Origin of the sequence: Streptomyces sp. NPDC000410, assembly GCF_040300305.1 — a bacterium.
GTDB lineage: Bacteria > Actinomycetota > Actinomycetes > Streptomycetales > Streptomycetaceae > Streptomyces.
On sequence record NZ_JBEPDM010000094.1, the window covers coordinates 1 to 10446 of the forward strand.

9 protein-coding genes are annotated in these 10446 nt (G+C 71.4%); 6 read left to right on the forward strand and 3 right to left on the reverse strand.

What is annotated here, in order from left to right; all coding sequences use genetic code 11:
• Positions 1-203 precede the first annotated feature (203 nt).
• Complete coding sequence (locus ABT342_RS37235; protein ID WP_351583759.1) at positions 204-1709, reverse strand: tetratricopeptide repeat protein; 1506 nt, start codon at positions 1707-1709, stop codon at positions 204-206.
• A 108-nt stretch (positions 1710-1817) separates the two neighbouring features.
• On the opposite strand from ABT342_RS37235, the gene ABT342_RS37240 reads away from it, so the two are divergent.
• Together ABT342_RS37240 and ABT342_RS37245 are read left to right on the forward strand one after the other, a co-directional pair.
• Positions 1818-3218 (forward strand): FAD-binding oxidoreductase, encoded by a 1401-nt coding sequence (locus tag ABT342_RS37240; protein ID WP_351583762.1) that lies wholly within the window; start codon positions 1818-1820, stop codon positions 3216-3218.
• Between the two features lie 150 nt (positions 3219-3368).
• A complete protein-coding gene (locus ABT342_RS37245) occupies positions 3369-3749 on the forward strand; it encodes a VOC family protein (RefSeq protein ID WP_351583765.1) in 381 nt (126 codons plus the stop codon).
• An 11-nt stretch (positions 3750-3760) separates the two neighbouring features.
• Here the strand turns inward: ABT342_RS37245 and ABT342_RS37250 are convergent, their stop codons facing one another.
• Positions 3761-4261 (reverse strand): SsgA family sporulation/cell division regulator, encoded by a 501-nt coding sequence (locus ABT342_RS37250; protein WP_351583768.1) that lies wholly within the window; start codon positions 4259-4261, stop codon positions 3761-3763.
• A gap of 305 nt (positions 4262-4566) precedes the next feature.
• Between ABT342_RS37250 and ABT342_RS37255 the strand changes: the two genes are divergently transcribed.
• Together ABT342_RS37255 and ABT342_RS37260 are read left to right on the forward strand one after the other, a co-directional pair.
• Entirely contained in the window at positions 4567-6021 is a 1455-nt protein-coding gene (locus tag ABT342_RS37255) for an RDD family protein (protein ID WP_351583771.1), read from the forward strand.
• Between the two features lie 77 nt (positions 6022-6098).
• Entirely contained in the window at positions 6099-6779 is a 681-nt protein-coding gene (locus ABT342_RS37260; RefSeq protein WP_351583774.1) for an RDD family protein, read from the forward strand.
• Here the strand turns inward: ABT342_RS37260 and ABT342_RS37265 are convergent.
• Positions 6765-7082, reverse strand: a complete 318-nt coding sequence (locus ABT342_RS37265; RefSeq protein ID WP_351583777.1) for a hypothetical protein — start codon at positions 7080-7082, stop codon at positions 6765-6767. The genes ABT342_RS37260 and ABT342_RS37265 overlap by 15 nt on opposite strands.
• Before the next feature lie 420 nt (positions 7083-7502).
• On the opposite strand from ABT342_RS37265, the gene ABT342_RS37270 reads away from it, so the two are divergent.
• Complete coding sequence (locus ABT342_RS37270) at positions 7503-9938, forward strand: immune inhibitor A domain-containing protein (RefSeq protein ID WP_351583780.1); 2436 nt, start codon at positions 7503-7505, stop codon at positions 9936-9938.
• A 122-nt stretch (positions 9939-10060) separates the two neighbouring features.
• Entirely contained in the window at positions 10061-10378 is a 318-nt protein-coding gene (locus ABT342_RS37275; RefSeq protein ID WP_351583783.1) for a hypothetical protein, read from the forward strand.
• Positions 10379-10446 lie beyond the last annotated feature (68 nt).

Genomic DNA, 10446 nt, shown 5'->3' on the forward strand with positions numbered 1-10446 from the left:
CAGGCCCCCATAACCAGCCCCTCCGGCGATTGAGGAGCGGGGGTTCGGGGGCGGAGCCCCCGCAACGGGGGCTGGGGCGGAGCCCCCCACGCGGCGGAGCCGCAAATCGACACTGCGGGAAGGGGCGGGGCGGGGAGAGAAGCCCGCCGCAGGCGCCCACCCGCCCCGCACCCTCCGCACCCACCCACCCCGGGCGCGGCCCCTCAGCTGGGCGACGGGTCCGCAGCCGACGCAGACGGGGACGGCGACGGGGACCCCGCCCCCGACCCCGACGGTGACAAGGACGGCGTCGGGATCGGGATCGACGGGTCGCCCGTCACGTCGCGGGGGCCGCCCGACGGCGGCTCCCCCAGCGCCTTGAGGGCCTTCCTCGCGGCCGGCGCCAGCAGCGGCGAGAAGTCGGGATTGATCCGCAGCGCCTCCCCGATGTGCCGCCGCGCCGGCCCGTACAACCCGAGCCACCGCTCGATCGCCCCCCGGTGATACGCGAACAGCGCATTGCGCATCCCCAGCGCCGTCGCCCGCTTCGCGTACGGCAGCGCCTCCTCCTCCTTCCCGGCCCGGAACAGCGCCCATCCCAGCGCGTCCGCCATGTACACGCTGCGGTGCCCCCGCTCCCACTCGCCCGTCAGCCGGACGACCGCCGACTTCGCCTGCCCGTGGTCGGTCTCGTACCGCGCGAGGACCAGCTCCTCGCTCCCCCCGTGCTCCCGGGCCCGCGTCGCCCGCTCCCGCATCAGGTCGTATTGGCCCTGCGCGTCCCCGTCCAGGTCCAGCGACTCGAACAGTTCGCCCGCCTCCAGCGCGTACTGGGGCAGCGGCCGCTTCTCCACGGCCGTGGCGTAGTCCCGCAGCGCCTCCTCCGTACGGCCCAGCGCCGCCAGCGCCCGCCCCCGGCCCGCCAGCGCCGCATGGTGCCCGGCGTCGATCCGCAGCGCCGCGTCGTAGTGGCCGACCGCCTCGGCCGGCTCGCCCCGCTCCCACGCCAGCTCGCCCAGCCGGTGCTGGGCCGCCGCCTTCTCCGCCGGGTTCGTCGCGCGCGCGAGTGCCTCGTCCGCCTTCTCCAGCGCGTCCTCGCGCCAGCCGCGGTCGCTGTACGCCTCCGCCGCCCGCCCCAGCGCCCGCGCGGTGTCCGGCCGCAGCTTCAGCAGCTGCTCGGTCGCCTGCGCGGCCGCGCGGTAGTCGCCGAGTCCGCCGTACGTCTCGCTCAGCACCGCGTACGTCGCCCACCGCTTCGGCGCCTGCGCCCGCACAGCCTCCGCCCACCGCTTGGCCGCGGGGTAGTCGCGGCGCGCGTTCGCCAGCGCCGCCATCCCCAGCTGGGCCTCCGGATTGGCCTTCGCGCCCGGCCGCACCGCGAGAGAGTTCTTCAGCGCCGTCTCCGCCTTCGGGAAGGACTCCCAGTCGCCGAGCAGCGTCCCCCGCGCCACGTACGCCGATCCGAGCAGCGCCCACGAACGGCCGTCGTCGGGGCTTTCCTTCAGCCACTTCTCGCGGTCCCGGATCAGCTTCGACAGCTCGGGGAGCGACGCCGGCGCCCCGGCGTCCGCCGCCAGCATCGCGCGACCCGCGGGCCCCGCCGCGGGCGGCGGCCCCGCGCTCTTCTCGGGGCCGAGGAACACGACCCCCGCGGCCAGCGCACCGGCCACCAGCGTGCCGATCGCGGCATTCCTGACGTGTGGCGCGTATCGCGTCTTCGTGGCGCTCATGGCGCTCACTGTGCGCCAGCCGTCGGCCGATACGAAGAGCACACCCGGGGCCGCGACGCGGAACGCGGGCGGGTTCACACCGATGGCCCCCGGTGCCAGTCTGGGATCATGCCGCATTCTCCCGGGGGACAGGCCCCGGACCCCCGACACCTCATCGCACAGTTGCGTACCGGCCTGCCGGCCGAAGCCGTGATCACCGACCCGGACGTCACGGCCTCGTACGCCAACGACATGGCGAGCTTCTGCGACGCGGGCACCCCCGCCGTCGTCGTGCTGCCGCGCACCGTCGAGCAGGTCCAGCACGTCATGCGCACCGCCACCGCGCTGCGCGTCCCCGTGGTCCCGCAGGGTGCCCGCACCGGACTGTCCGGCGCCGCCAACGCCTCCGACGGATGCATCGTGCTCTCACTCGTACGGATGGACCGCCTCCTGGAGATCAGCCCCGTCGACCGGATCGCCGTCGTCGAGCCCGGCGTCATCAACGCCACCCTCAGCCGCGCCGTCGGCGAGCACGGTCTCTACTACCCGCCGGACCCCTCCAGCTGGGAGACGTGCACCATCGGCGGCAACATCGGCACCGCGTCCGGCGGACTGTGCTGCGTCAAGTACGGAGTCACCGCCGAGTACGTGCTCGGCCTCGACGTCGTCCTCGCCGACGGCCGGCTCCTCACCACCGGCCGCCGCACCGCCAAGGGCGTCGCCGGATACGACCTCACCCGTCTCTTCGTCGGCTCCGAGGGCAGCCTCGGCATCGTGGTCCGAGCCGTTCTGGCGCTGCGCCCGCAGCCGCCCCAGCAGCTCGTCCTCGCCGCCGAGTTCGCCTCCGCCTCCGCCGCCTGCGACGCCGTCTGCGCGATCATGGAGCGCGGCCACACGCCCTCACTCCTCGAACTCATGGACCGTACGACCATCCAGGCGGTCAACCGCATGGCCGGCATGGGGCTCCCCGAGACCACCGAGGCCCTGCTCCTGTGCGCCTTCGACACCCCCGACCCCGCCGCCGACCTGGCCGCGGTCGGCGCGCTGTGCACCGGGGCCGGTGCCACCGAGGTCGTCCCCGCCGAGGACGCGGCCGAGTCCGAAATGCTCCTGGCGGCGCGGCGTATGTCGCTCACCGCGCTGGAGACCGTCAAGTCCGCGACGATGATCGACGACGTCTGCGTACCGCGCTCGAAGCTCGCCGCGATGCTGGAGGGCACGGCGGCGATCGCGGACAAGTACGACCTCACGATCGGCGTCTGCGCGCACGCGGGCGACGGCAACACCCATCCCGTCGTCTGCTTCGACCAGAACGACCCCGACGAGTCCCGGCGGGCCCGCGAGTCCTTCGACGAGATCATGGCGCTCGGCCTGGAGCTGGGCGGCACGATCACCGGCGAACACGGGGTGGGCGTACTGAAGAAGGAGTGGCTGGCGCGCGAACTCGGGCCGGTGGGTGTCGAGTTGCAGCGGGGCATCAAGCAGACCTTCGACCCGCTCGGCATCCTCAACCCCGGCAAGCTGTTCTGAGACCCGCGGGATCTCCGGGATCTCCGGGACCTCCGCGCCCTCTGCGACACGGGCTGAGACGGGGACTGCGACGTTCGGACCAGGACCAATGCCGGATGGTCCGGACCTCGCCGTCCGCCTAGCGTGGGGCGTACGGAAGAAGGAGGAACCGTGCCCGCAACACTCGACCACACCATCGTCCACAGCCGCGACCGCTTCGTCGGCGCCCGCTTCCTCACCGAGCTGATCGACGCACCCGAGCCCAAGCCCTTCGGCCCCTTCGCCAGCGTCCCGCTCGCCAACGGCGTCACCCTCGACTACCTCGACGAGCGGGCGGAGACCGAGATCGTCTCCCAGCATCTGGCGTTCCTGGTCTCCGAGGAGGAGTTCGACGAGATCTTCGGCCGGATCCAGGAACGCGAGCTTCCGTACTGGGCCGATCCGGTGCACGCCGAGCCGCAGCGGATCAACCACCACTTCGGAGGCCGCGGGGTGTACATCGACGACCCGGACGGACACTCCATCGAGTTCATCACCCATACCTACGCCTGACCCGTACGCCCCTACGCCTCGCCTTCCTGCGACTCGTCCGACGGCCAGGGATCCCGCAGATACAGCTCGTCGGCCCGCCCGCCGCCCACGAGGCCGCCCGGAGCCGGCACGAGCAGCTCCGCCAGCGCCTCGTCGATGCCGAGCTGCTCCGCCTCGCTCCCCGGGGGCACCACCCGCAGCGTCCGCTCCAGCCAGGCGGAGACCTGCGCGGCGGGCGCCTCCAGCAGCGCGTCGCCGTCCGGCGAGGTCAGGGCGATCAGGATGACGCCGCACCCCTCGATCTTGGTCGGCCAGACCCGGACGTCGCCGTGCCCGGACGGCCGGAACACCCCCTCGACCAGCAGCTCGCGGGCGAACGTCCAGTGCACGGGGTACTCGGAACCGATGTGAAAGGCGATGTGGACGGCGTAGGGATCGTCCGTGCGGTAGGTCAGCCTTGCCGGTACGGGGATGCTGCGTTCCGGCGACAGCACCAGCTTGAGCTCGAGCTCGCGTTCGACCACGGTGTGCATGAGAGTGCGACTTCCTTTCCTGGTACGAGGCCCGGGAGCGGGCCACACAGGGAGAGAGCGCCTTCCCCGCCGTCTATTACGTGACTTCCGCCAAGAAGTTCTCAGGTGGCTCACGTGACTTGGGTGACTTCGGTGGCTTTGACGACCCCGACGACGCCCCGCGCACGGCGGTGGCGGTCGCGGTCGGCGTTACCGGAAAGTGGTCCTTAAGGCAGGACGGGCCCGGGGCCGCGCGGCGGTCTGATAGATGTGGACCCTTCAATCCATGCCCCCCATGCCCCTCCAGGAGATACGGGACCACGGTGATGAGCGCCCCAACCCCGGCGACCGGCGACGGCAGCCCCACGCCCGGCTTTTATCCAGACCCGTCCATTCCGGGCTATATCCGGTACTGGAACGGTTCGGCCTGGGTGCCGGGTACGAGCAGGCCGGCACCGAAGGACGGCGAGGCGATGCCGACGCCGCCGCCCTCGGCCGCGCGTCCGGCCGCCGCCGCATCGGCCGCATCGGTGGCATCGGTGGAGGAGACCGGCCCGGTCTTCCTGGACGAGGACCCGGAGCCGCCGGCCTCCCCCGCCCCCGAGCCCGCCTCCGCCTGGCAGGCGGACGCGGCCCAGCAGAGCGGCTTCGGCGGTGACCGCGACCGCCGTGTCTCCTGGGGCTCGTCGCCCCAGGACCCCCGTGCGGCGGGTGCGCCGGGAGCGGACCGCTCCTCGGCCCCGGCCGGGGCCGAGGGCTGGGGCTCCACCCCCGCGTCGGCCGCGCCCAGGGCCGCGCAGCCGGACCCGCGTGCCGGCGGCGCCCCGACGGACCAGGCCGCCGCCGGTTGGGCCTCCGGGGCCGGCCAGCCCGCCCGCTCCGCCGGGACGCCCGCCGGTGCACAGCCCGACCCGACCGGCGGTGCGTTGCCGGGCGTGCGCAACGTGGGTGCGACGCCGCCCGCCGACGGCACGATGACGATCCGCGCGCTCGCCCCGCAGCGGTCCCAGCCGAAGCCGCAGTCACCGCCGCAGCCGCAGGTCCCCGGGCAGGTCCCGGCCCAGCAACAGCCCCAGCCCGAGGCACCGGTCCAGCCCCACGCACCGGCCCGGCACCAGCCCCCGGCCGCAGCCGCTGCCACCCCCGTCAGCCCCGGTGCCGGTGGTGGTGCCGCGTCCTGGCCCCAGCAGGTGCACCAGCTGGCCCAGTCCGGGCCGCAGGCGGCGGAGGAGCCGCCGGTCCTGCCCTGGAAGCCCCCGGTCAACGACCCCTTCCTGCAGGCCGCCCAGGCCCAGGCCGCCGCCCGCCCCGCCGGGCTCGGCAAGCGGCTGGTGGCCCGGCTGATCGACAGCGTCGTGCTGGGCGCGCTGGTCGGAGCCGTATCGACGCCGTTCGTCTCCAAGGCGCTGACGCACATCGACCAGAAGATCCAGGCGGCGAAGATGTCCGGCGAGACGGTCACCGTCTGGCTGCTCGACGGCACGACGGCCACGCAGTTCGGCATCGCGCTCGCCGCGCTGCTCGTGCTCGGGGTGCTCTACGAGGCGCTGCCCACCGCCAAGTGGGGCTTTACGCTCGGCAAGAAGCTGATGGGCCTCGAAGTGCGGGACATCGAGGCGCACGAGCCCCCGGCGTTCGGCGCCGCGCTGCGCCGCTGGCTGGTGTACGGCATCCTCGGGGTGCTGGTCATCGGGGTCGTGAACGCGCTGTGGTGTCTGTTCGACCGCCCGTGGCGGCAGTGCTGGCACGACAAGGTGGCACGCACCTTCGTGTCCGGCTGACGCCCTGTTGGCGGTACGGTCCCCCGTACGGCGCATGAGCCGTTGCGGGGGTCCGCCGGGCGGGTTGCACTGCCCCCATGAGCAACGACCAGCCGCCGCCCGGCCCGCCGCCCGAGGACGACCCCTTCCGGAAGAAGCCGCCGGACCCGCACGAACCCCCGCCCGGAGGGGGTTCCCCGTACGGTCAGCCCCCACCCGGCGGGGGATCCCCGTACGGCACCCCGCCCCCGTACGATCCGAACGCCTACGGCGGCGGCCCGTACGGCGGCGAGCCCCTGGGCGGTATGCCCCCGCTCGCCGATCCGGCCAAGCGCATCGCCGCCCGCGTCATCGACTGGCTGATCGTCCTCATCCCGCTCGCGCTCATCGGAATCCCGTTCGGGATCTACGAGGGAGTGACGGACGCGTCCGACGACATCGACGACTGGGTCGCCAACGTCAACACCGGAGGGCAGTGGGCGTTCCAGATCATCACGATCATCGCGTTCGTCGGCTACGACACCCTGATGGTGAAGGCGTCCGGCCAGACCCTCGGCAAGAAGCTCATGAAGATCCGGGTCGCGATGCTCGACAACGGGACCACCCCGGACACCGGATCCTCGCTCACGCGAGCCGCGGTGCTGTGGCTGCCGCAGCTGATCTGCTGCCCCTGTCTGTGGCCGCTGCTCCTGGTCATCCTGATCCTGGTGGACAAGCCGTACCGGCAGGGCCTCCACGACAAGGCGGCCAAGACGGTGGTGGTGTCAGCGGCGCAGTGAGTGCTGGCCGAGCCTGGGCTCGGCCCCGGCCCGCGCGTGGGTGCGGGCGGCCGTCACCCGGGCGGCGTCCTGGGCGGCGGAGCCGACGGCGGCGGCACGGTTCGTACGGACCGTGCGCGCCGCCTTCGCCTTTGCGGGCAGTGGCACGGTCACGGCGACCAGCAGACCCAGTGCGAGCGCGGCGACTCCGATGACCGCGACGCCGATGCCCGTGGTCGTGCGGGAGAGGAGCAGCATGGCGACGGTCGAGATGACGACGGTGGCCGAACCGTAGGCGAGCTGTGCGGCAGTCGGACGCGGCATGGCGGTTTCCGTCCCTCGGAGCATCAATTCGGGGGTGTCTGGGGGTGTCTCGCACGGGGTCGCACTGTCTAGCGACTCTACGACGCTGAATGCCCGAGAGGAACCGGTAGTAAGCGTGACCTAACCCACGGTACCGGTGCACGGGGGGCGCATGGAGTCATGTGTTCCGCCAACTGGACGGTGGTATGCGCCTGTTGACCGTGCGCGAGGGGTTCGTGGGGTGCGCGTGCGGCGCGCGACGGTCTGTCCGGTAATCGGAAATGCGCTACTGCATAGTGCAGTTGGTGTGTCCAAGTCAAGGTCTGTCTTTTCTTCCTCAACTCCGGTCGAATGTCGTCACTTGTGACGCGCAGCCGCGCGCGGATCCACCCCACATCCTTGGTCCGCGGGTAACGCGGGCGCGGGGGAGGACACCTTCAAGTGACCAATAGACGACGGGCTGTCAGAGCGTCCGCGGTGCTCGTGGCGCTCGCCACGACCGGCGCGACGGCTTCGGCCTTCACGATGGCTCAGGCCGACGACCACCAGGCACCGGCCGGCATCGAGCGCCATGACCCGGCGCCCGGCCACGCCCCCGGCGAGACCGAGGGCAAGGCCCATGTCGACCACGATCTCGACGGCCCGTTCAGCAAGCAGCAGGCGCAACAGCGCGAGGCGGCGCTGGAGCAGGTCATATCCGGCGACGCGACCGTGCAGAAGCGCGGCGCGTCCAACGTCGTCAAGCTCGACGACAAGAAGTACGTCGAGCTCGGCCGTGAGAAGACCGACAAGATCTTCACGATCCTGTTGGAGTTCGGCGACAAGGTCGACGACACCACGATGGTCGACCCGGACGGTCCGGACGGTCCGAAGCCGCCCGTGAAGAAGTACGGCGGCACGCCCGGCCCGCTCCACAACAAGATCGCCAAGCCGGACCGGAAGGTGGACAACTCCACCGCCTGGCAGGAGGACTTCAACCAGGCCCACTTCCAGGACCTGTACTTCGGCGAGGGCAAGGACAGCAAGGGCAACCCCAAGCACTCGCTGAAGACCTACTACGAGCGCACCTCCTCCGGGCGCTACTCGGTCGACGGTACGGTCTCCGACTGGGTCAAGGTCGACTACAACGAGGCCCGCTACGGCTCCAACTACTGCGGCCAGTCCAACTGCGCCAACGTCTGGGACGCGGTCCGCGACGGCGTCACCGCCTGGACCGCCGACCAGAAGGCCAAGGGCAAGACCGACGAGCAGATCAAGGCCGAGCTGTCCCAGTACGACCAGTGGGACCGCTACGACTTCGACACCGACGGCAACTTCAACGAGGCCGACGGCTACATCGACCACTTCCAGATCGTCCACGCGGGCGAGGACGAGTCCGCGGGCGGCGGCGCCGAGGGCACGAACGCCCTGTGGGCCCACCGCTGGTACGCGTACGGCACCGACGCGGGCAAGACCGGCCCGGCGAACAACAAGGCCGGCGGCACCCAGATCGGCACCACCGGCATCTGGGTCGGCGACTACACGATGCAGCCCGAGAACGGCGGTCTCGGCGTCTTCGCCCACGAGTACGGCCACGACCTGGGCCTGCCCGACCTGTACGACACCTCCGGCGGCGGCGACAACTCCACCGGCTTCTGGTCCCTGATGTCCTCCGGCTCCTGGCTCGGCACCGGCGAGGAGAGCATCGGAGACCTCCCCGGCGACATGACCGCCTGGGACAAGCTGCAGCTCGGCTGGCTCAACTACACCAAGGCCAAGGCGGCGACGGCGTCCACGCACAAGCTGGGCGTCGCCGAGTACAACACCAAGAACCCGCAGGCGCTCGTCGTCGAGCTGCCGAAGAAGCCGGTCACCACGACTGTCGTGAAGCCCGCCGAGGGCTCCAAGCAGTGGTGGAGCGACATGGGTGACGACCTCAAGAACACCCTCACCCGCTCCGTCGACCTCACGGGCAAGTCCAAGGCGTCCCTGGAGCTCTCGGGCTGGTGGGACATCGAGGCCGACTACGACTACCTGTACGCCGAGGTCTCCACCGACGGCGGCGCCAACTGGACCGCCGTGGACGGCACCGCTGACGGCGCGCCCATCGCGCGCGACGCGAGCGGCGCGCCGGCGCTGACCGGTCCGTCGGGTGCGTACAAGAAGCTCGTGTACGCCCTGGACGCGTACGCCGGCAAGAAGGTCGACGTCCGCTTCCGCTACCAGACGGACGGTGGTGCGGGCGGCAAGGGCTTCGCGGCCGACGAGATCGTCATCAAGGCCGACGGCGCGCCGCTGTTCAGCGACAACGCCGAGAGCGAGGCGGCCGGTTGGACGGCGAAGGGCTTCTCCCGGATCGGTGAGTCCTTCACGGACGAGTACGAGCAGTACTACATCGCCGAGAACCGGCAGTACGTCTCGTACGACCAGACGCTGAAGGTCGGCCCGTACAACTTCGGCTTCACGGCGCCGAAGGACGGCTGGGTGGAGCACTACCCGTACCAGAACGGTCTGCTCGTCTGGCTCTGGGACACCTCCCAGAAGGACAACAACACCAGCCAGCACCCCGGCCAGGGGCTGATCCTGCCGGTCGACGCCAACGCCAAGACGATGAAGTGGGCGGACGGCTCGGTGCTGCGCAACCGGATCCAGTCGTACGACTCGACCTTCAGCACGTTCCGGAGCGACGCCTTCACGCTGCACAAGGCGAACGTGCCGGTGCGGATCGGTGCCCACAAGGGGAACCCGGTCTTCGACGACCGCAAGGGCGTCTACTGGTACGAAGACAACCCGACCGCCGGTGTCAAGGTTGCTGACACGAACACCCGTATAGCAATCGTCAACGAGCCGAAGAATGGCCGGACGATCACGGTGAAGGTCGGCCCCTCGACGAAGTAGCGCACATCGTCGCAGGTCAGAGCCTGATCGGCCGTCGCCCTCTAGCGGGCGGCGGCCGATCGTGTTTAGGTGCGTCTGGTGAAGTCGTTATTGACAGTGAGCTCACGGGGGAGTGATGCGCCATGCCCGGCGGAGGTTTCTGCAAGCTGCCAGGAGGCAGTGTCGTGGTGGCGATAGGCCTGCCCAGCCCGGCCGGCGACGGCGGTACGGTCCGCATCCTGGTCCACGCGGCGAACCGCGCCCGAGCCCTGACCAGGCTCCGGAACCTGGGCCTGCGGGCGGTGTACCTCCGGGGCAACGCGGAGCCGCCGACACCGGACGAGGTCACGGCGGTGCTCCACCACCCCGACGGCCTCCTCTGGCGCACCCATGAGGCCGTCGCCCCGGAACCCTGGCACCCGATCCGCGCCCTCCTGCGCCCGTCGCCCGGCCCGCGCTAGGCCGTGTCTGACAAATACCGCCGTCCGCCCGCAGGGCGCCAGGCGGGATTTGTCAGACACGGCCTAGC